General features: G+C 73.3%; 20 protein-coding genes. 8 read left to right on the forward strand and 12 right to left on the reverse strand.

The window, feature by feature from the left end:
* Nucleotides 1-19 precede the first annotated feature (19 nt).
* From PUR71_RS33500 to PUR71_RS33515, 4 genes are all read left to right on the forward strand, one after another.
* The gene (locus tag PUR71_RS33500) at nucleotides 20-1,096 is read left to right on the forward strand and encodes a CbiQ family ECF transporter T component (protein WP_329930983.1); all 1,077 of its coding nucleotides are present in this window, start codon (nucleotides 20-22) and stop codon (nucleotides 1,094-1,096) included.
* The gene (locus PUR71_RS33505) at nucleotides 1,093-2,694 is read left to right on the forward strand and encodes an ABC transporter ATP-binding protein (protein ID WP_329930984.1); all 1,602 of its coding nucleotides are present in this window, start codon (nucleotides 1,093-1,095) and stop codon (nucleotides 2,692-2,694) included. Before PUR71_RS33500 ends, PUR71_RS33505 begins: the two co-directional genes overlap by 4 nt.
* Nucleotides 2,691-3,527 carry an ECF transporter S component gene (locus PUR71_RS33510; RefSeq protein ID WP_329930985.1) on the forward strand — a complete coding sequence of 279 codons (837 nt, stop codon included), beginning with the start codon at nucleotides 2,691-2,693 and terminating at the stop codon, nucleotides 3,525-3,527. The genes PUR71_RS33505 and PUR71_RS33510 overlap by 4 nt, the downstream gene beginning before the upstream one ends.
* Nucleotides 3,528-3,621: 94 nt before the next feature.
* Complete coding sequence (locus PUR71_RS33515; RefSeq protein WP_329930986.1) at nucleotides 3,622-4,086, forward strand: hypothetical protein; 465 nt, start codon at nucleotides 3,622-3,624, stop codon at nucleotides 4,084-4,086.
* A gap of 19 nt (nucleotides 4,087-4,105) precedes the next feature.
* On the opposite strand, the gene PUR71_RS33520 is transcribed toward PUR71_RS33515, so the two are convergent.
* The 4 genes from PUR71_RS33520 to PUR71_RS33535 form a co-directional block, all read right to left on the reverse strand.
* On the reverse strand, nucleotides 4,106-4,792 hold the full coding sequence (locus tag PUR71_RS33520; RefSeq protein ID WP_329930987.1) for a rhomboid family intramembrane serine protease: 687 nt from the start codon (nucleotides 4,790-4,792) through the stop codon (nucleotides 4,106-4,108).
* Between the two features lie 236 nt (nucleotides 4,793-5,028).
* Complete coding sequence (locus tag PUR71_RS33525) at nucleotides 5,029-5,427, reverse strand: bleomycin resistance protein (protein ID WP_329930988.1); 399 nt, start codon at nucleotides 5,425-5,427, stop codon at nucleotides 5,029-5,031.
* 214 nt (nucleotides 5,428-5,641) lie between these two features.
* Nucleotides 5,642-5,965, reverse strand: coding sequence for an antibiotic biosynthesis monooxygenase family protein (locus tag PUR71_RS33530; RefSeq protein ID WP_329930989.1), 324 nt, complete (start codon nucleotides 5,963-5,965; stop codon nucleotides 5,642-5,644).
* A 41-nt stretch (nucleotides 5,966-6,006) separates the two neighbouring features.
* Complete coding sequence (locus PUR71_RS33535; RefSeq protein WP_329930990.1) at nucleotides 6,007-6,417, reverse strand: cupin domain-containing protein; 411 nt, start codon at nucleotides 6,415-6,417, stop codon at nucleotides 6,007-6,009.
* Between the two features lie 47 nt (nucleotides 6,418-6,464).
* Here PUR71_RS33535 and PUR71_RS33540 point away from each other — a divergent pair, with 47 nt between their 5' ends.
* On the forward strand, nucleotides 6,465-6,956 hold the full coding sequence (locus tag PUR71_RS33540) for a MarR family winged helix-turn-helix transcriptional regulator (protein ID WP_443077662.1): 492 nt from the start codon (nucleotides 6,465-6,467) through the stop codon (nucleotides 6,954-6,956).
* 19 nt (nucleotides 6,957-6,975) lie between these two features.
* On the opposite strand, the gene PUR71_RS33545 is transcribed toward PUR71_RS33540, so the two are convergent.
* Nucleotides 6,976-9,063: an MFS transporter gene (locus PUR71_RS33545; protein ID WP_443077663.1), complete on the reverse strand. Its 2,088-nt coding sequence runs from the start codon at nucleotides 9,061-9,063 to the stop codon at nucleotides 6,976-6,978.
* A gap of 331 nt (nucleotides 9,064-9,394) precedes the next feature.
* Between PUR71_RS33545 and PUR71_RS33550 the strand changes: the two genes are divergently transcribed.
* The gene (locus PUR71_RS33550; protein ID WP_329930992.1) at nucleotides 9,395-10,513 is read left to right on the forward strand and encodes a peptidoglycan-binding domain-containing protein; all 1,119 of its coding nucleotides are present in this window, start codon (nucleotides 9,395-9,397) and stop codon (nucleotides 10,511-10,513) included.
* A gap of 17 nt (nucleotides 10,514-10,530) precedes the next feature.
* Here PUR71_RS33550 and PUR71_RS33555 read toward each other — a convergent pair whose 3' ends face one another.
* The 4 genes from PUR71_RS33555 to PUR71_RS33570 form a co-directional block, all read right to left on the reverse strand.
* The gene (locus PUR71_RS33555) at nucleotides 10,531-11,115 is read right to left on the reverse strand and encodes a TMEM165/GDT1 family protein (protein ID WP_329930993.1); all 585 of its coding nucleotides are present in this window, start codon (nucleotides 11,113-11,115) and stop codon (nucleotides 10,531-10,533) included.
* Nucleotides 11,116-11,232: 117 nt separating this feature from the next.
* Nucleotides 11,233-12,090, reverse strand: coding sequence for an ABC transporter permease (locus tag PUR71_RS33560; protein ID WP_329931203.1), 858 nt, complete (start codon nucleotides 12,088-12,090; stop codon nucleotides 11,233-11,235).
* A gap of 42 nt (nucleotides 12,091-12,132) precedes the next feature.
* Nucleotides 12,133-13,746: a dolichyl-phosphate-mannose--protein mannosyltransferase gene (locus tag PUR71_RS33565; RefSeq protein WP_329930994.1), complete on the reverse strand. Its 1,614-nt coding sequence runs from the start codon at nucleotides 13,744-13,746 to the stop codon at nucleotides 12,133-12,135.
* A gap of 172 nt (nucleotides 13,747-13,918) precedes the next feature.
* Entirely contained in the window at nucleotides 13,919-15,238 is a 1,320-nt protein-coding gene (locus tag PUR71_RS33570; RefSeq protein WP_329930995.1) for an MFS transporter, read from the reverse strand.
* A 148-nt stretch (nucleotides 15,239-15,386) separates the two neighbouring features.
* Here PUR71_RS33570 and PUR71_RS33575 point away from each other — a divergent pair, with 148 nt between their 5' ends.
* Nucleotides 15,387-15,947, forward strand: coding sequence for a MarR family winged helix-turn-helix transcriptional regulator (locus PUR71_RS33575; protein WP_329930996.1), 561 nt, complete (start codon nucleotides 15,387-15,389; stop codon nucleotides 15,945-15,947).
* 115 nt (nucleotides 15,948-16,062) lie between these two features.
* Here PUR71_RS33575 and PUR71_RS33580 read toward each other — a convergent pair whose 3' ends face one another.
* From PUR71_RS33580 to PUR71_RS33590, 3 genes are all read right to left on the reverse strand, one after another.
* Entirely contained in the window at nucleotides 16,063-17,883 is a 1,821-nt protein-coding gene (locus PUR71_RS33580; protein ID WP_329930997.1) for a glycosyl hydrolase family 18 protein, read from the reverse strand.
* Nucleotides 17,884-18,182: 299 nt separating this feature from the next.
* On the reverse strand, nucleotides 18,183-18,773 hold the full coding sequence (locus PUR71_RS33585) for a hypothetical protein (RefSeq protein WP_329930998.1): 591 nt from the start codon (nucleotides 18,771-18,773) through the stop codon (nucleotides 18,183-18,185).
* A 126-nt stretch (nucleotides 18,774-18,899) separates the two neighbouring features.
* Nucleotides 18,900-19,460: a DoxX family protein gene (locus PUR71_RS33590; protein ID WP_329930999.1), complete on the reverse strand. Its 561-nt coding sequence runs from the start codon at nucleotides 19,458-19,460 to the stop codon at nucleotides 18,900-18,902.
* Nucleotides 19,461-19,609: 149 nt separating this feature from the next.
* Here PUR71_RS33590 and PUR71_RS33595 point away from each other — a divergent pair, with 149 nt between their 5' ends.
* Nucleotides 19,610-20,239, forward strand: a complete 630-nt coding sequence (locus PUR71_RS33595) for a MarC family protein (protein ID WP_329931000.1) — start codon at nucleotides 19,610-19,612, stop codon at nucleotides 20,237-20,239.
* Nucleotides 20,240-20,250: the final 11 nt, after the last annotated feature.

A 20,250-nucleotide genomic window follows, 5' to 3' on the forward strand; every position in this document is an offset into this window, starting at 1 on the left:
GGCCACGAGATCCCCCGCCATGCGCGTTCCCCGTCAACTGCACCCCGGCGCCTGGTGGTTGTGGGCACTCGGCCTGGGCGCCGCGGCCACCCGCACCACCAACCCGGCGATCCTGCTGCTGCTCGCCGCCGTCGCCGGCTACGTCGTCGCCGCCCGGCGCGGCGACGCGCCCTGGTCACGGTCGTACGGCGCCTTCCTGCGGCTCGGCCTGTTCGTCCTCGGCCTCCGGCTGCTGTTCGCCGTGCTGCTGGGCTCGCCGATCCCCGGGACGCACGTGCTGTTCACGCTGCCCGAAGTGCCCCTGCCCGTCTGGGCGCAGGGGCTGCGGGTCGGCGGCCGGGTCACCCTGGAAGGCCTGCTGGCCGCGCTCTACGACGGGCTGCGCCTGGCCACGCTCCTGGTGTGCGTCGGCGCGGCGAACGCGCTCGCCAGCCCGGCCCGCCTCCTGCGCGCCCTGCCCGGCGCGCTGTACGAGGCCGGGGTGGCCGTCGTCGTGGCGATGACGTTCGCGCCGAACCTGGTCGCCGACGTCCAGCGGCTGCGCGCCGCCCGTCGACTGCGCGGCCGGACGGACAAGGGTGTCGCCGCCGTGCTGAGCGTCGGACTGCCCGTCCTGGAGGGCGCGTTGGAGCGTTCGGTGGCACTGGCCGCCGCGATGGACACCCGCGGCTTCGGCCGCACCGCCGACGTCCCGCAGCGCCTCGCACGGGCGACGGCCGCGCTCACCCTGTCCGGGCTGCTGGGCATCTGCCTGGCCGCGTACGGCCTGCTGACCGCCGGGGGCGCCGGCTGGGCGCCGCCCGTCCTGCTGATCGGCCTGGCCGCCGCCTTCGCCGGGCTGCTCCTGGGCGGCCGACGGTCCGTCAGGACGCGCTACCGGCCCGACCCCTGGGCCCTTCCCGAGTGGCTCACCGCCGGGTCGGGCGCCGCCGTCGCCGCGCTCACCGTGTACCTCTCCACCCGCGATCCGGCCGCCTTCGCACCCACCGTCGTACCGCCGAGCGTCCCCGTGCTGCCGGTGGCCGCCGCCCTCGCCGCACTCCTGGGCCTGGTACCGGCGTTCGCCACCCCGACCCCGCCCCGGAGGGCTTCGTGATCACCTTCGAGCAGGTCTCCGTCCAGTACGCGGACGCCGCCGCCCCCGCCCTGAGCGGCCTCGACCTGACCGTCCCCGAGGGCGAACTCTGCCTGCTGGTGGGCCCGTCGGGCTCGGGCAAGTCCACCCTCCTGGGCACGGTCAGCGGGCTCGTCCCGCACTTCACCGGCGGCACCCTGCACGGCCGGGTCACCGTCGGCGGCCGGGACACCCGCGCCCACCGCCCGCGCGACCTGGCCGACCTGGTGGGCACGGTGGGCCAGGACCCGGTCACGCACTTCGTCACCGACACCGTCGAGGACGAACTCGCCTACGGCATGGAGTCCCTGGGCCTGCCGGCGGACGTCATGCGCCGCCGCGTCGAGGAGACGCTCGACCTGCTCGGCCTCGCCGACCTGCGCGACCGAGCGCTCGGCTCGCTCTCCGGCGGCCAGCAGCAGCGCGTCGCGATCGGCTCGGTGCTCACCGTCCACCCGCGCGTGCTGGTGCTGGACGAGCCGACCTCGGCGCTCGACCCGGGCGCGGCCGAGGAGGTGCTGGCCGTGCTGCAGCGGCTCGTGCACGACCTCGGCACCACCGTCCTGATGGCCGAGCACCGGCTGGAGCGCGTCGTCCAGTACGCCGACCAGGTGCTGCTGCTCGCCCCGGGCGCCCCACCCGTCCTCGGCGAACCGGCCGACGTCATGGCGCACTCCCCCGTGCACCCGCCGGTGGTCGGCCTCGGACGGCTCGCCGGCTGGCAGCCGCTGCCGCTGTCCGTGCGCGACGCCCGCCGCAAGGCCGCACCGCTGCGCGAGCGGCTCGACGGACGCCGCCCGACCGCCGCACCGGCCCCCACCGGCCCCCCGCTCGCCACCGCCGACCGCCTCGCCGTCCGGCGCGGACCGGTCGCGGCGCTGCGCGGCGTCGACCTGGTGCTCCGCCCCGGCGAGATCAGCGCGCTGATGGGCCGCAACGGCGCCGGCAAGTCGACGCTGCTGGGCAGCCTCGTCGGCCTGCACGCGCCCGCCTCGGGCACCGTCCGGGTGGGCGACCGCACCCCGCACCGCACCCGGCCCGCCGACCTGATCCGCCAGGTCGGCCTCGTCCCGCAGGACCCGCGCGACCTGCTCTACGGCGAGAGCGTCACCGCCGAGTGCGCGGCGGCCGACACCGATGCGGGCGCCCCCGCGGGCACGTGCCGCGCGCTGGTCGAACGCCTGCTGCCCGGCATCGCGGACACCGCTCACCCGCGCGACCTGTCCGAGGGCCAACGGCTCACGCTCGCCCTGGCCGTCGTCCTCACCGCCCGGCCCCCGCTGCTCCTGCTCGACGAGCCCACCCGCGGCCTCGACTACGCGGCCAAGGCCCGGCTGGTGGAGATCCTGCGCGGCCTCGCCGCCGAGGGCCACGCGGTGCTGCTGGCCACCCACGACGTCGAGCTGGCCGCCGAACTCGCCCACCGCACGGTGATCCTGGCCGAGGGCGAGGTCGTCGCGGACGGCCCGACGGCCGAAGTCGTGGTCTCCTCCCCCGCGTTCGCCCCACAGGTCGCCAAGGTGCTGGCCCCGGGCCCGTGGCTCACCGTCCCGCAGGTGGCGGAGGCGCTGGAAGCATGAGTCGCCCCGTGCCCTTGGGCCGCCGATCGACGGCGGCACTGCTGCTGGTGTCCCTCGTCGGCGTGACGGCCTTCGGCTGGCCGCTGCTCGCCTCCACCAAATCCGCCCTGGTCGGCCACTCCGCCGACGCTCCCTGGCTGTTCGCGCTCCTCCTCCCCCTCCTCCTGGCCGTCGTCGTCGCCCAGATCAGCGAGGGCCGGTCGGCGGGCGGCGGCGCTCCGGGTCTGGACGCCAAGTCCGTCGCGCTGCTGGGCGTCCTGGCCGCGGCGGGCGCCGCGCTGCGCCCGCTCGGCGCGGGCACGGCGGGGCTGGAGCCGATGTTCTTCCTGATGGTGCTCTCCGGCCGCGTCCTCGGCCCCGGGTTCGGCTTCGTCCTCGGCTCGCTGTCGATGTTCGCCTCGGCCCTCCTGACCGGCGGCGTCGGCCCGTGGCTGCCGTTCCAGATGCTCGCGATGGGCTGGGTCTGCCTGGGCGCCGGCCTCCTGCCGGGCGCCGCCGGTCTGCGCGGTCGCCGCGAACTCGCCCTCCTCGCCGTGTACGGCGCTGTCGCGTCCGTCCTCTACGGCACGATCATGAACCTCCAGGGCTGGCCGTACATCGGCGGCCTGGCCGGCAGCATCTCCTTCGTCCCCGGCGACCCGCTCCCCGCCAACCTGGTCCGCTTCGCCGCCTACTGCCTGACGACGTCCCTGGGCTGGGACCTCCCGCGCGCCGCGCTCACCATCACCCTGTGCCTCACCCTCGGCACCCCCGTCCTGCGCGCGCTGCGCCGCACCACCCGCCGCGCCGCCTTCGCCGCCCCGGTGGCCTTCCGCCCGCCTGCCGAAAAATGACGGAGGGGACGGACCAGGCTCCCCCAGTCTTTCCGATCATGCGTTCCATACGACTGGCCGCGCTGCTCCTCGGCGCCCTCACCCTGACCGCGGCTTGCACCGACTCGCCCGCGCCCCGCCCGGTCGCCTCCACCGAAGCCGAGCCGTCGCCGGAGGCGAGCTCGCCGGCACGACCGGCGGCACCGCCCGGCGCTCGTGCACCGTCCCCGTCGGCGTCCCGATCGCGTTTCCCCTGGTGAACCTGTTCGGCCAGGCCTCCGACTGCTACGGCTTCATGGACGCGGCCAAGAGCAGCGCAACCCTGGACGGCGATTCCCTGACGCCCGAGACGCTCGACGCGACCCCGATCAGGATGTATGCCGTCCCCGGCAACCCGTTCACCTCCAAGACCCAGGCCAACACCTGGTCATGCGGCCTGTGGGTGCGCCTGGATCCCCTCACGCCGGGCAGCCACGAGCTGACCCTCCGGGGCGAGTCCGGCGCGTTCTCCACCCGCGTGGACTACCGCCTCGACGTCGCCGATCCGACGCCGACCGGCACCCTGACCCCTGACCCCTGACCACGCCGACCGGGAGCAGCTACGCGGCGACCTGTCGGGCGGCGCGGCCCCATGGCCGGGGCGCGCACACCAGACCGAGCAGGCAGCCCGCCGTCAGCCCCGCGCCGTGGTTGTTCCGCATCAGGCACAGGAACAGCCCGCAGGCCGGGACGAGCAGGACGAACCACGAAGCCTGCCACCGCCCCCGCAGCAGGCAGCCCACGGCCAGCGCGCCCAGCAGACCGCAGATGGCGACCGAGTCCCCGCCTCCGTCGGGAGACCAGCCCGCCAGGCTGACCACGTGGGCCGCCACGCCGGAACCCAGGAACACCGCCAGGGTCCACCCGCGCCCGAGCACCGACTCGGCGACCGCCCCGATCACCAGCAGCGCCGAGAGGTTCATCGCGATCTGCGCCCAACCCGAGGACTGCACCAGCAGCGCCGTCCCGGCCCGCCACCACTGACCATCCGTCAGCGCACCCGGTCGGCGTTCCAGCTCGCCGATCACCGACGGAGCCACGGACTGGACCACCGCCATCACCGCCATCACCACGAACAGCGCGGACGTGACCCACGGTCGCCGCGCCCACGCCGCGCGGACCACCGCCGCCACCTCGCCCGGCCCGCCGCCGTCCCCGGCCGCTCCTCCGACCAGTACCAATGTCCGCAGCCCCACACCCACCACCACGGCAGCGCTCGCGTACAACCCGATCGCATGCGGCGACATCGGCCCGCCCCCCGTTCGAACACACCGGGACACACCGCCCCGGCCAGTCGCCCATCCTCCCGCTGCGACCGGGCCGCCCGCCAGAGCCGACGATCACCGGGCGTGCGTGCCCTCCGTCATGCCGGACCGTCGCGCTCGCGGGCGACCGCCCCGGCCCTGGCCAGCGATGATGTGACTTTCGATGACCGCGGGGGGACGGATGGCTCTCACGGTCTCGTGGGTGCGGCCCGTCGGCCTCAGCGCGGCCCGGCCGGGCTGCCGATCCGCAGCAGATTGCCACTGCGGTCGACCAGCGCGAACTCCCGCATCCGGTGGCCGGTGTCGGCGGGCGGCATCAGCCGGCTGCCGGTGGCCCGGTCGGTGGGCACTCCGAGCCGTGCCCAGTCGCGGTGCAGCGCGTCCGCGTCCCGGACCCGCAGGTAGCAACTGCCGGCCGTGGCCAGCGGGTCCACCCCGGGGTCGTGACGGAAGTGCAGTTCGACCGCGCCCCGGACGACGATCAGGTAGCCGTCCTCCCCGTCCCAGCGCCCGCGCGGCTCGAAGCCCAGACGGGAGTAGAACTCCGAGGTCTCGTCCAGGTCCCGGCTCGGCAGGATCGGCACCGCGTACTCGACGCGCTCCTCGCACTCATCCATGGCGCCACCGTAGGGCATCCCACTCGTCGTACGGCCCGAGGGAGCCTCCCGGAAGGACTGAGAAGAGCCAAACGCGCATCCGTGGGTGTCCCCCGCCACGTGGCCGGGGGCCCAGGTGAAACCAGACCCCCGGGTGCGACCCCAGGCCGGACGGCACCGAACAGCCAAACGGCGCGCCCCGGTTGGGGGGCGCGCCGTTCGTTCGGACAACCACTCAGGCCTTCGGGCCCGCAGACTGGACGACCTCGAAGGACCAGAGGGTGGAGCCGGAGGCCGCGGGGCGCTTCGGCGCCTCACCCTCGCCGCCGTGCTGGTGGGCCGCCTTCATCGGGCCCTCCATCCAGGCCTTGAAGTCCTCCTCGCTGCGCCAACGGGTGTAGACCAGGTACTGGTCGGTGCCCTCGACCGGGCGCAGGAGCTCGAACCACTCGAAGCCGTCGGAGCCCTCGACCGCGCCGGCGCGGGAGGCGAAGCGCTGCTCCAGCACCTCGCGCTGCTCGGCCGGGACGGTCAGTACGTTGATCTTGACGACGGACATGCTGCTCCTTCTCTCGGGTGCTTCGAGCAGTCTCCTACACCTCACGCGATCCACGACGGGAGCATGCGCTCGTCGTCCTTCGGCGCGAGCGCGCAGGCACCCTCCGGGGTGACGGCGTCCGGGTTGTAGGCATGGGCGGGCGACAGACCCGCGACGACGGCGGTGAAGCCGTCCGCCGTCGAGATCTGCCGAGCCACGTCCGCGGGGAAGACCACGGTGTCCCCGGCGGAGACGGAGAGCGTTTCGCCGGCCAGGTCCACGGACGCGGAACCGCTCAGAAGCGTCCAGATCTGCTCGACGTCCATGGCGTGCAGCGGCCCCCGCTTCCTGGCCGCCATGTCAACGTGCCACATGGCCAGTGCAGTCGAGCACTGGGTCGGCGAGGCGTAGGTGGTCATGACGGCGTTCGGCGTCTCGGTGCGGCGCGCGTCGGCGTGACGGATCACGGGCATGGCGAAGGAACCCCCTAAGATGGACAATGTCGTTGTCTATATGGTCAATGAGGTTGTCTATCGTGTCAAGCGAACCCGCCCCGCCCGGCTTCGAGCTGCCGCTGCGCCTCCTGCTCGCCTTCCGGACGATCATCGACGAGCTGCACGAGCGCCTGGCGGACGAAGGCCACCCCGACGTGCGGCCGATGCACGGCTTCGTGTTCCAGGCGATCGGGCCGCACGGCACCACCGCCGTCGAGCTGGGCCGCCGCCTCGGGGTGTCCAAGCAGGCCGCCGGGAAGACCGTCGAGAACCTGGAACAGCTCGGCTACATCGAACGCGGCAGCGACCCCGCCGACGCGCGCCGCAAGGTCGTCCGCCTCACCGCGCGCGGGGTGGACTGCCTCGCCCGCTCGGCCCGGATCTTCGACGAGCTGCGCGCCCAGTGGTCCGCCACCCTCGGCGAGGAACACCTCCGGCAGGTGGAGGACGGCCTGCGGCGCCTCGCGCCCGGCGATCCGTTCCGCCTCGACACCCCACGGTGGTTCGGCGCACCGTAGGAAAAGGCCGTAGGAACAGTCAGAACGACCGCCCCTCGCCCCGGTAGGGCGGCTCCGGGCCCACCGGGTCGGGGCGGTCGCGCGGGTCGGCGCAGAGGCCGGAGCTGAGCCGGGTGAGCAGGTCGGCGAGGTCGGCGTACTGCTTCTCGTCCCAGTCGCCCAGCAGCTCGGACAGCTGGGTGCGCCGGGCCGCGACGAGCTTCAGCGCGGCCTGCTCCCCCGGTTCGGTGAGCCACAGCGGCAGCCCGCCGTGACGCGCGGCCAGCCCGCGGCCCTCGACCTCGCGGACGGCCTCCTCGATGACGGCGATCGGCACGACCCGCCGCTCGGCCAGCTCGGCGGGCTCGGCGGAGCCGTGCTGGTGCATCTGGAGGAGCAGCCAGCTGGAGGCGGGCAGCAGGTCCAGGCCGGCCGTGGCGGTGATCCGCCGGAACAGGTCGCGCCGGGCCTCACGGGTGCTCAGCACCGAGAGGGCGCGGGCGATCTCGTCCAGCGAGGAGCGCTCCACCGGGTTGAGGCCGATGGACTCGCTCAGGTCCGGTGCCGTCACGGTGGTGCGCAGCGGCTGCTCGCGCAGGAACAGCGACAGCACGAAGGCGACCAGCGCGACGGGCACCGCGTACAGGAACACGCGCGTGATCGACTCCGCGTACGCGTGGTGGACGCTCTCCTGCACGGCGGCCGGCAGGCTGGTGATGACGCGCGGGTCGGTGCTGATGGCCTCCGGGTTGAAGCCGGGCGGCAGTGTCACACCCCGCAGCGCGTCGGCGAGCCGGGAGCTCAGACCGCTCGCGAAGATCGTCCCGAAGATGGAGACGCCGAACGAGGCACCGATGGAACGGAAGAAGGTCGCGCCCGCGGTGGCGACGCCGAGGTCCTGGTAGCCGACCGAGTTCTGCACGATCAGCACGAGCACCTGCATCACCAGGCCCAGCCCGAGGCCGAAGACGAGGAAGTAGAGGCTCATCTCCCCCGTGCCGGTGTGCTCGTCCAGCCGGGACAGGAGCAGCAGGCCGACGGTGGTGACGGCCGTCCCGGCGATCGGGAAGGCCCGGTAGTGCCCGGTGCGGGCGACGATCTGGCCGGAGCCGATCGAGGTGGCCAGCATGCCGAGCACCATCGGCAGCATGTGGATGCCGGACATGGTCGGCGAGACCTGCAGGACGACCTGGAGGAAGGTCGGCAGGTAGGTGAGCGCGCCGAACATCGCGAAGCCGACGACGAAGGAGATCACCGCGACCAGGCTGAAGGTCCGGGAGCGGAACAGCCGCAGCGGCAGGACGGGTTCCTCGGCCGTCCGCTCGACCTGCACGAAGGCCACCAGCAGGACGAGCCCCAGCACGCCGAGCCCGACGATCTGCCAGGAGCTCCACGCCCACGTGGTGCCGCCGAGCGAGGTCATCAGCACCAGGCAGGTCGCGACGGCGGCGATCAGCACGGTGCCCGGGTAGTCGATCCGGTGCTCGCGCCTGACGTCGAGACCGTGCAGCACCGCCGCGATGACGATCAGGGCGACCACGCCGACCGGCACGTTGACGTAGAAGACCCAGCGCCAGCTGAGGTTGTCGACGAACAGGCCGCCCAGCAGCGGCCCGAGCACGCTCGTCACGCCGAACACGGCGCCGAACAGGCCCTGGTACTTGCCGCGGTCGCGGGGCGGGACGAGGTCGCCGACGATCGCCTGCGAGAGCACCATCAGCCCGCCGCCACCGAGGCCCTGGAGTGCCCGGAAGGCGATCAACTCGCCCATGTTCTGGGCGATTCCGCAGAGCACCGAGCCGAGCAGGAAGATCACGATGGACGCCTGGAAGAAGCGCTTGCGGCCGTACATGTCGCCGAGCTTGCCCCAGAGCGGGGTGGCCGCGGTCGAGGCGAGCATGTAGGCGGTGACGACCCAGGAGAGGTGTTCCAGGCCGCCGAGGTCGCTGACGATCGTGGGCAGCGCGGTGGACACGATGGTCTGGTCGAGCGCGGCGAGCAGCATCGCCAACAGCAGGGCGCCGATCGGCATCCAGAGGTTGGGGACGGTGACCGCCGGCGGGCCGGGCCCGGCGGCCGGGCTCCCGTCCGACGCGGCGTGGGGGTACCCCCGAGGAGGGTCCGTCATGGCGCCTCCTGACGTCTGCGTGGGGTCACGGGTCCGGCGGGAGCGGGCGGGCCGGCGGATGATCACTCCCAGCCACCATGGTGTCAGAATTGCCCTGCTTTGCGCCGCCTGATTGAGCCGAACGTAAGCACCCCACCCGTCCATCGAGCACGCCCTGTTCACCCGGTGCCAACCACCACCAACCGGCACAACCCCACCGCCGACGGCCGGACGGCCCTGTCCACCCTCCGGGACGTCCTGCATAATCAGGCCCGATCGCGCGACCCGGAACCGCCCGGCCGCGCGTCCGAGAGCACGGGAACCGAGAACCGAGAACCGAGGAGGGCCGGCGATGCCGGACCAGCACTGCCCGACGTGCGGCACCGCACGCTCCACGGGGTGCGGCTGCCTCCCGGACCGGAGTCTCGACGAGACCGCCGTCCTCCCGCACGTCGAGGGCCCGCCACTGGTCCGCCCGTACGTGCCGCAGGCGGCGGGCCAGGTCGCGGATGGCCCCCCGCAGGCCGCACCGCCGCACGCCGCCCATCCGGCCGCGCCCCCTCTCGGGCCCGATGCGGACGCCTACGCCACGACGGTGCTGCCGCCCACGCCGGGGCCCGACGCGGACGCCTACGCCACCACCGTGCTGCCGCCCGTCCCCGGCGCCGCCCCGGAGGGGTACGCCCCGAGCGGGTACGCAGCCGACGAGTACGCCCAGGACGGCTACGCGACGACCGCCATGTCACCCGTCCCGCCCGGGCCCGGGGACGACCTCGGCTACTTCCCGTTCGACACCCCGGACCACGAGCCCGGCCCGGAGGCCGCCTCCGTCGCCGGCCGGGCCGCCCGGAGGGCCGCCGAGCAGGCCGAGCAGAGCCCGCTCGCCCGGCACAAGCTGCTGATCGCGGGCGTCGGCGCGGGCCTGCTGGCGCTGACCGTCGGCCTCGCGTACGCCGTGACGCCGTCGTCGGAGCCGGCGCAGAAGGCACTGCCCGCGCCCACGTCGCTCGTCCCCGCGCCCTCGGATCCCTCCACCGGTCCCGCCCCGCAGCCGAGCTCCCCGGCGCCGACCAGCGACACCCCGAGCCCGACCCCCTCCCGGACGGCCAAGCCGAGCCCGACGAAGACGCCGACGCCCACGCCGTCCCACACGCCGACCCCGACGCCGACCCCCACCCCGACGCCGACGCCGACCCCCACGCCGACGCCCACGCCCACCCCGACGCCGACCCCGACCCCCACGCCGCGTCTCCTGCAGCTCGGGATGTCCGGGGCCGACGTCAAGGCGATGCAGCAGCAGCTCTACGCCGCCGAGTGCGGATTCGTCGACAAGTCGATCGTCACCGGCACCTTCGACTACTGGACCCAGTCGGTGCTCACCAGCTACCAGAAGGACAACCGGATCAAGGGCGAGAACGGCGTCTACGGGCCGAAGACCCAGGCCGTCCTGGCGGCCGACCCCGGCTGCTGACCCGCTCCGGGGGGACGTCAGCCCGTGATGGCCCCGACGATGCTGACGCCCGCCAGCACCACCATGATCGCCGCCGCGACGCGGACGATCAGCTTCATCGGCACGTGCTTCAGCAGCTTCTGCCCGCCCACGATCGCGATCCCGCCGACCGCGCACAGCGCCAGCCACGAGCCGAGGCCGACGGCCAGCGGATCGGCGTACTTGGCGGCCAGGTTGGCGGTCATGATCTGGGTCAGGTCGCCGAACTCGGCCACCGCGACGACCACGAAGCTCGCCCCGGCGACCTTCCAGAAGCTGCTGGAGGACGGCTCCTTGGCGGCGTGCTCGTCATCGTCGCCGCCGCCGTGGAAGAGCAGCATCGCGGCGCCGGCCAGGAACAGCGCGCCGGTCACGCCCTCGACCCAGCGGTGCGGCAGGAGCGAGAGCAGGTGCCCGGCCACCAGGGCGAGGCCCACCTGGAGGGCGAAGGCGGCGGCGATGCCGGCGAAGACGTAGCTCGCGCGGTACCTGGTGCCGAGGACCAGACTGGCCAGGGCGGTCTTGTCCGGCAGCTCGGCCAGGAAGATGATGCCGAACGTCAACGCGGCTACGGTCACACTCATCGGAGGATTCCCTCGGTCGGGCCGCCGGCCCGCGGCAGCTCCGTCAGGGGACGCCTCGGCCCGACAGCACTGGAAACGGTCACAGCACTGCGGCCGAAGGTCTCGCCGGCACCGGTCTCACGACCGCGTGCCCCGGGCGCCGGGCCCCTGGGGGCCAGTATGTCGACGGTCCGGTGGAGGGCTACTCCCCTTCAACGCCGTCCAGATTACCCGACGCCGGACGGGCTCCCCACCCGGCGGGAGGTCGGCCGCCGCCACCAGCCCGCGCCCGACCAGCTCCAGGACCACCGTGATCGCGACCGCCTCCACGGCCAACAGGCCGACCAGAACGAACAGTTGGACCGCACCGGCCTGCACAGGGGAGGCCCCGCCGAGCAGCATGCCGACGAAGGCACCGGGGAGCGTCACCAGGCCGACCGTCCGCGTCTGGTCCAGGGCGGGGACGAGCGAGGTCGCGGCGGCCGTGCGGCAGATCTCCAGCCGGGCGTCGCGCTCCTCGAAGCCGAGCGCCAGCGCCGCCTCCACCTCGCCGCGCCGCTGCCGCAGCTCGTCCAGGGAGCGCCGCCCGGCGAGCGAGGTGGCGGTGAGCCCGCCGCCGATCAGGATCCCCGCGACCGGGATGACGGACAGGCCCTTCGGCGGCAGCAGCCCGACGGCCAGCAGCAGGGCGAGCACCGGCAGCACCCCGGCGCCGATCGGGGCCGCCGCCCACACCCAGCCCGGCCCCTCGGTCATCCGCCGCCCGGCGGTGCGCACCGCGACGGTGAACATCAGCAGCACGAACAGCGCCGACCACCACAGCGAGCCGACCACCCAGGTGATCACCGCGGCGACGGCCGCCAGTTGCACCACCGCCCGCAGTCCGGCCCGCAGCACCGCGTGCCCGTGCCCCAGCAGGCCCCACGCGGCCACCGCGACGGCGACCAGCAGCAGGACGGCGGTCACCACCCCGAGCGCCGGGGTGACGGGCAGCAGCTGTCCGCCCGACGCGGCAACGGTCCCGTGGGACAACGGGCGTCAGACCCAGCTGGTGAACCACATCCGGTCCTGCCAGGACGTCAACGGGATCACCTCCGCCGTGTAGAGCGGATAGAAGAAGGCGAAGCACCCGACGATCGCGAGCACGATCAACCCGGCCGCCGCCGCCCCGATCCGCCGCCGCTCGGGGGTGCTGCCGGCCGGGCCGAGGATCGCGCCCAGCATCTGGGCGACGGCCAGGCACAGGAACGGCACCAGCACGACCATGTAGAAGGAGAAGACCGTCCGCTCCTGGTACTGGAACCAGGGCAGGTAGACCCCGGCCACCGCGCACAGCACGGCGCCCGAGCGCCAGTCGCGGCGGAAGAACCAGCGCCACAGCAGGTAGACGAGCGCGAAGCAGGCCGTCCACCAGAGCAGCGGCGTGCCGAGCCCGAGGATCTGCGCCGAGCAGCCGCCGGGCGCGGTGCAGCCCTTGGTCCCGACCGGGACCTGCTCCCAGTACATGGAGACCGGGCGGCCCACGACCAGCCAGCTGAACGGGTTGGACTGGTAGGTGTGCGGGGTGCTCAGCCCGGTATTGAAGTCGTACATCTGCGAGTGGTAGTGCCACAGGCTGCGCAGCGGCGCGGGCACCCAGCCCATCGGGACCTGCGGCAGCGGGATGCCGAGGACGCTGTCCGGCGAGAGCCCGGGGCGGCCGTCGGCCCAGTGCCGGTCGTACCCGCCGCCGTTGGCGCCGTTGGCCAGCCAGCCGCTCCAGGCGCCGACGTAGACGACGACGGCGGAGCCGACCATGGCGAGGAAGGCGGGGACGGCGTCCCGGCGCAGCATCGAGCGCCAGGGGTGGCGGGCGCCGGCGGCGCGGCGGCCGGACTGGTCCCAGAGCACGGTCAGGATGCCGAAGGCGGCGAGGACCATGACGCCGTTCCACTTGACCGCGGCGGCGGAGCCGACGAACACTCCGGCGGCGATCCGCCAGGGCCGCAGGCCGAGCCGGACGGCGTCGCCCTCGGTGACCCCGGCCAGCCGGGCGCGCACGTGGTCGCGGTCGATCAGCAGGCTGCCGAACGCGGCCAGGACGAAGAACATCTGGACGCCGTCGAGGAGCCCGAGCCGGCTCATCACCAGCTGGAGGCCGTCGACGGCCATCAGGAGGGCGGCGGTGCAGCCGATCAGGGTGGAACCGAAGAGGCGGCGGCCGATGCGGGCGAGCATGAGCACGGTGACGGTGCCGAGCAGGGCGGTCATGAACCGCCAGCCGAAGGGGTGCAGGCCGAAGAGCTGCTCGCCGACGGCGATCACCCACTTGCCGAGCGGCGGGTGGGCGACGAACTCCGGGGCGGAGGTGAGCGGGACGCCCTGCGGGACGGCCAGGACGTCGGCGTTGGCGTGGTCCGGCCAGCTGCCCTCGTAGCCCTGCTCGAGCAGGGACCAGGCGTCCTTGGGGTAGTACGTCTCGTCGAAGACGAAGGCGTTGGGGTAGCCGAGGTTCCAGAACCGCAGCAGGCCGGCGAAGAGCGCGACGCCGATCGGCCCGAGCCAGCCGAACCACGCGGCCCGGTCGGCCGCCGCGGCCAGCGGCCCGCGGGGGGTCCGTTCGGGCTCCGGGGCCGGTGCCGCCGGGGGGTGCGTGAGCGCCGCTTGCGTCATAGCCTCGCCGATTTCGCCGGTGTACCGCTGTGTCCGTGGCCGCCGTGCCGGCCGGGGCCGGGCAGTCGACAGGCACTGACACTATGTGGCGGTGGTCGCGAAGCCAAGCGCGACGGGCGCCGACCAGGTGACCCGGTCGGCGCCCGTGCGCGCGTGTTCGGCGAAGGCCTGCTCAGGCGGCCGTCTGGAGCTCCCGGACCGGGATCGCGTGGACGACGGCCGGGGCCGCGTTGTCCTGCTCCGGCGTGAGGTGCGGGCGCAGCCGCAGGGCCAGGGCGACGATCAGCAGGGTGGAGCCCGCCATCGCCGCGAGGTAGAGCGGCCAGGTGCCGGAGCCGACCAGCAGCACGCCGACGGCCGGGCCGACCGCGATCGCGATCTGCTTCACCAGGGCGTAGCCGGCGTTGTAGGTGCCGAGCAGCCGGGCCGGGGCGAGGTCGGCGACGATCGGGCCCATGGTGGGCGCGAGGAGCGACTCGCCGACGCCGAACAGGGCGTAGATCGAGACGATCGCGACCGTGGCGGCCATGGTCTCGGTCCGGATCAGGCCGGCCACGAGGGCCATCGTCCAGGCGCCGAGCCAGACCACGCCGGCCGCGGCCATGGCGGTGGTGCGGCGGCGGCGCGCGGTGATCCGCACCATGAACATCTGCAGGACGACGATGGTCAGCGCGTTGGCGCCGATCGCGAAGCCGAGGGTGGAGGGCGCGGTGCCGACGGTGTCGGTGGCGAAGGCCGCGACGCCGGACTCGAACTGGCCGTAGCAGGTGAAGAAGATCAGCCCGGCGAGGATGCAGAGCCGCAGCATCGCCTTGTCCGCGACCAGGGCGCGCAGGCCGGTCGGGCCGTCGGTCCTCTCGTGGACGGGGGTCAGCTGCACCGTGGGGCCGTGACCCGTGGCGGCGCGGGCGGTGCCGGTGACGAGGGCGAGGCCGAGGAAGGTCGCCGCCTCGATCGTGAACAGCCGGGTGAGGCTGGCCGGGTCGGCCACGTTCACGATCTGCCCGCCGACCAGCGCGCCGATGCCCATGCCCAGGTTGACCAGGGTGAACTGCATCGCGAAGGCGTGCGCCCGGGTGGCCGCGGTCGAGTAGCGGACGATCATCGTGGCGAGCGCCGGCTGGCAGGTGGTGACGCCAGCGCCGAACAGGAACGAGGAGACCAGCAGGGCGGGGGTGCCGGTGGCGTGCCCGAAGGCGAACGCGCCGGTGGCGGCGAGCGCGGTGCCGGCCAGCAGGACGGGCCGGGGACCGTACTTGTCGATGCCGCGGCCGGTGAACGGCAGGACGGCGAGCGCCGCCAGCGCGAAGACGGTGAACACCGTCCCGGCCGCCAGCGAGCCCAGCCCGCGCACCTGGTCCACGTACACGAACATGTACGGCATCGTGAAGCCGCTGCCGAACGCGCTGAGCGCGTTACCGATCTGGACGCGGCGCAGCGGGCCGCCCGCCCCGCGTCGCTGCTGCCTCTGCTGCTTCACCGTGCCGGTCACCGTGCACACCCCTTCTTGGAGATTCGACTGGATACTCTTAAGTCCAGAAGATTTCAGAGCTAAAGTTTGACGAGATAAAGTCTTAGCACCAGAAGAGTGTGGAGTCAAAGGCTTAAGAGATGCACGCCCCCGTGCGACACTGGTCCGCATGACTACGGACAAGCCCGCTCCGGCCAAGCCCAAGGAGCTCGGCATCGCCGAGCAGGTGGCCGTCTACCAGCGGGAGTTCCCCACGGTGGACCCGCAGGTGGAGACCATCGTGCAGACCCTGAACCGGGTCTCGCGGCGGATGGGGGTGGCCTACGACCGGCAGCTGACTGTGCTCGGGATCACGTCCGCGGAGTGGGAGGTGCTGAAGGCGCTGGTGGTGTCCGGCAGCCCCTACCGGCTGGGGCCGGGCGACCTGGCCAAGCGGCTCGGGCTCACCCCGGCGGCGATGACGCACCGGATCGACCGGATGGTGGCCGAGGACCTCGTCACCCGGGAGCGGGACGAGTCCAACCGGGTGCGGGTGATCATCGAGCTGACCGAGAACGGCCGCGACAAGTGGCTGGAGTCGATGCGGATGGCGGCGGTGTTCGAGGAGGAACTGCTCCAGGACATCGCGGGCGAGGAGCGGACCGTGCTGTCGGCGCTGCTGGCCCGGATGCTGCGGCGCATCGAGGACGGCCAGCCGGACGCGCCCGGGCGCACCGCGGACCTCGCGTAACGACTCCGCGCATGGCTCCGGCCCGCCGGGGGAGTTCGCTCCCCCGGCGGGCCGGACGTCTACAGGTGCGAGGGTCCGTCAGGCCCTCGACCGCTCTTCGGGTCGCACCCCGGCGTCAGCAGGGGCCGTTGTCCGCCCAGACGCCCCACTGGCCGCTCTGGGTCGGGTCCTCGCCCTTGGTCCACCACTTGTTGGTGTAGTAGTGGCCCTTCCAGGAGACCTTGGTGCCGCCGGCCGCGTAGGTGGTGTTCGGGTCCCAGCTCGGGGCGGCCGGGCAGGTGACCGGGGTGCCGGTCGGCGTACCGGTCGGGGTGCCCGTGGGGGTCCCGGTCGGCGTGCCGGTGGGGGTGCCGGTCGGCGTCTGGGTCGGGGTCGCGGTGGGGCTCGGGGTGCCGGTCGGCGGGGCCGGGCAGGCCGCGGCCGAGCCGTTGGTGGCGTTCACCATCGTGTCGAACAGGGAGGTGTTGGTCCCCAGGTCGTACAGCGAGAAGGCGAAGGAGCCGCCGAGGCCGTTGCAGTGGGCGTAGTCGAGCTTGGCCTGGATCGACCGGGTGTCCTCACCGCTCCAGAACGTGGTGCCGTCGTAGAAGTACGCGGCCTTCGCGGTGTCGTCCCAGAAGGTCTTGGACGGGTTGTCGACGAAGCCCGTGAGCTCCTTGTACATCTGGATGCCGGGGACGTTGCCGGACATCGCGGCGCCGGCGGCGGGGTTGGCCGCGGGCTGGAACAGGCCGTTCTGGCCGTTGTTCGGGACGCCGGTCCAGCCGCGGTAGTAGAACGGCACACCCATGTTGATCTTGTTGGCCGGGAAGCCGCCGGGGATGCCGTAGTCCGGGTCGCCGACCGTCCACGCCTTGACGGCGTTGTCGATCGAGTACTTGCCGTGGCCCGGCTTGGCCGGGGTCATCGGGTCGTTCGGGCCGGAGTAGAGCGGGGCCTGGTGGTTGGTCGGCCCCTGGGCGTCCCAGCCGCCGTGCATGTCGTAGGTCATGACGTCGAGGAACGTGAGGTACTGGCCGATCTTGTCGGTCTCGACGTTCATGATCTTGTCCTGGCCGGCGCCGACCGCCGCCGACAGGGCGTAGGTCTTGCTGTCGGCCTTGCCCTGAGCGTCCAGCTGGTTGCGGAACTCCTGCAGCAGCAGGGTGTAGTTCTGCTTGTCGGCCGGGCTGGAGATGTTGCCGGTGTGGCCACCGCCGCCCGGGTACTCCCAGTCGATGTCGACGCCGTCGAAGATGCCGGCCGCCGAGCCGGGGCCGCCGTAGCCGGCCTCGCTCGGGAGGTTGCCCTTGATGAACATGTCGATGCAGGACGAGACCAGGTGCTTGCGCGAGGCGTCCGTGGCGGCCGCCGACGAGAAGTACTTGGAGTAGGTCCAACCGCCCAGCGAGATCAGGACCTTGAGCTTCGGGTTCTTCGCCTTCAGCTTCTTCAGCTGGTTGAAGTTGCCCGCGATCGGCTGGTTCCAGACGTCGCCGACGCCGTCGACCGAGATGTCGGCGCCGAAGCTCTTCTGGTAGTCGGCGAACGCGTCGCCCGCGCCGTCACCCGCGTTGGGGTTGTTGTCGTTCGTGTCCGCGGCCTTGGTGGCCTCGAAACAGCCCAGGTCGGTCGGGTTGATGTTGGCGAAGTCGTAGATCAGGTAGTCCAGCTTCCCGGCCACGCCGGTGTCCTGGATCGTCTTCGGGTAGTACCCGTTCGCGTAGATCGACCACTGGTCGAAGTAGGCGACCTTGATGCCGCCGCTGGTGGCGGGCGCGCCGGTGGAGTTGGTGGTCGCGGCGTTGGCCGCGCCGCCGCCGGAGAGGGCGAGGCCCGCGCCGAGCAGCAGGGAGGCGGTGGTGCCGGCCGCGATCGCGGCCAGGCTCTTCGGGCGCCGACGGCGGACGCCTTCCTGAGCCGGGGTCCCGGCCCTTTCAATGCGTGAGCGCAGCATGGGTGCGTGACTCCTGGGTGTGGGGGGTTCCGTCCGCTCCGGGGACGCCGTCCGGGGTGGGGCCGGACGACCGGGGCATGACAGATCAAGGAAGGGAATCGAGCGGGATCAGGCCGTGACGGGCACCGGGATGTGCCGAACCGGCGCCGGCGGCCGTAGGGCCACTGACGCCGGTTCAGGGGCTCCCTGCACCTGGGCAATAAAAATGGACTAGACCAACTCGCCCGTCAAGAGGGGCCGTCGGGCCTTGACCCGCGCTTAAGGTTCGCCTCCCCCACCGGCCCCCGCCCACCAGCGGGTCAGTAACGGACGGCGTTCGCCACGACCGCCTTGAGCGTGCCGGACAGGTCGCGGTTGCTCTTCGCGGTGGCCTGGGCGCTCTGGCCGGCGGCCACGTCGTCCAGGGTCACCGCCGTCGCGTCCTGCACCTGGCCGGATCCGTCCGTGAAGTTGACCTGGACCACGTACCGGTAGGACTGCTGCCCGTGGTTGGTCACCGTCAGCTGCGCCTGTGCCCTGCCGTCCGAACCGGTCGTCACCGCGCCCACCGCGACGTCGGCCTTGGCGTCCAGCCCGCCCTTGATCCCCGCGACGGCGGACGAGGCCTGCGCCTGCGCCGACGCGAGCGCCGAACCGGCCCCGCCGGCCGCCGAGGCCAGCGCCGAGGCGGCCGAGGCCGCGGCCGAGAGACCCTTGTCGATCTGGCCGGCCGCCGAGGACACCGCACTGCTCGGGCTCTGGCCTGACGAACACCCCGCCAGCGCCGCGGCTGCGACCACCACAGTGGCCAACGCCCCCGCCACCGCGCGGCGTTGGCGGCGCAGCAGCGGGGAGTCCGGCTGCTGCGCGGTGACCCGGCACGTCACCCGGGTGAGCGGCTGGCGGTCCATGGGCGGTCCCGTCCCTTCTGGTGTCCTCGGGCGCTCGGGCTCCCCGGCACGCCTCCCGGCCCACCCTCCGGGACCCCGGGCGGGGCCGCCAGCGCAGTGGCGCCTCCGGGTGACTCGGGGCGGCCGTCAGGACAGGCCCGAGCCCTCCTGCTCGTCCGCCTCCACCGCAGCCCGCTCCTCGCGCAGCCGCACGACGTGCCGGCGCCGGGCCACCACGCCGTACGCGGACGCCGCGCTCGCCACGAAGGCCAGCACGCCGACCCACGGCTGGTCGAAGGCGTGGCCGGTCGCGTGGTCGAGCGAGTACCGGCCCGGGCCGGCCAGGCCCAGCGCCAGCCCGGTCGTACCGAGGAAGGCCGGGTACTCGTAGCCGCCGGAGGTCACGAAGAAGCCGGCCGGGGCGTGCACCGCCACGGCGCCGGCCATCGTGCCGGCCACCACGGCGCCGGCCGCCGGCGTGGCCAGGCCGGCCACCAGCAGCGCGCCGCCGCCCGCCTCGCCGAGGCCGGCCGCGATGGCGCTCTCCCTGGCCGGATGGAAGCCCATGTGCTCCATCGCCTTGGTGGTGCCCTCCAGGCCACCGCCACCGAACCAGCCGAACAGCTTCTGGGTGCCGTGCGCGATCAGCACCCCGCCGACCGCGCCGCGCAGGGCCAGCAGGCCCAGGTCCCTACGGTTCAGACACATGTCGCAACCTCGTTCCCGCGGAGGTGGTCCTCCGTCCATGGGACCCGATACCGCGCACCCGTTCGAGCCGGGACCGCCATCCGGGCGAATCCTCCGGCGGCCGGGAACGGACCGCCGCCCCGGCCTGCCGCCGCGGCCATGCTGAGCGGATGTTCGTCTTCAACCTGGTCAGCGCGTTCATCACCTTCTTCGCCGTCGTCGGCCCGCCGAAGGTCCTGCTCTCCTTCGCCCGGTTGGCCGGCGCCAGGACCGCCGTGGAACTGCGGCGGCTGGCGGCCTGGAGCACGCTGGCGGCAGCCGTGATCGGGCTGCTGCTCGGTTTCACCGCCGACGGGGTGACGACCTTCTTCCACATCAGTGACCAGTCGCTGCAGCTGGCCGGTGGAACGATCTTCTTCCTCTACGCGGTGGCGCTGGTGTTCGGCGTCCACCTCGCGGAGAACCGGGAGGACGGTCACCTGCCGAACCCCATGCTGGACGGCTTCCGCCAACTGCTCCTGCCGTACGTCGCCAGCCCGCTCGGGATCACCGCCGTCCTGGTCGCCTCGCTGGCCCGGGACGACTGGGCCTGGAAGGCCTCCGTCACCGGCGCCTACGTGGCGGTCGTGTTGATCAACTACGTGTGCGTGGCCCTGCTCGCGCCGCTGCTCCAGCGCACCCACCGCACCCTGCTGGAACTGCTCTCCCGACTCCTCGGCCTGATGCTGGCGGCGGTCGGCGTCGAGCTGTTCCTGAACGGCCTGGCCGGGCTCGGGGTGCACATCGCCGAGGCGCACTGAGCCCGGCCGGG

Origin of the sequence: Streptomyces sp. SP17BM10 (assembly GCF_036322405.1) — a bacterium.
In the GTDB taxonomy this organism is placed as follows: domain Bacteria; phylum Actinomycetota; class Actinomycetes; order Streptomycetales; family Streptomycetaceae; genus Kitasatospora.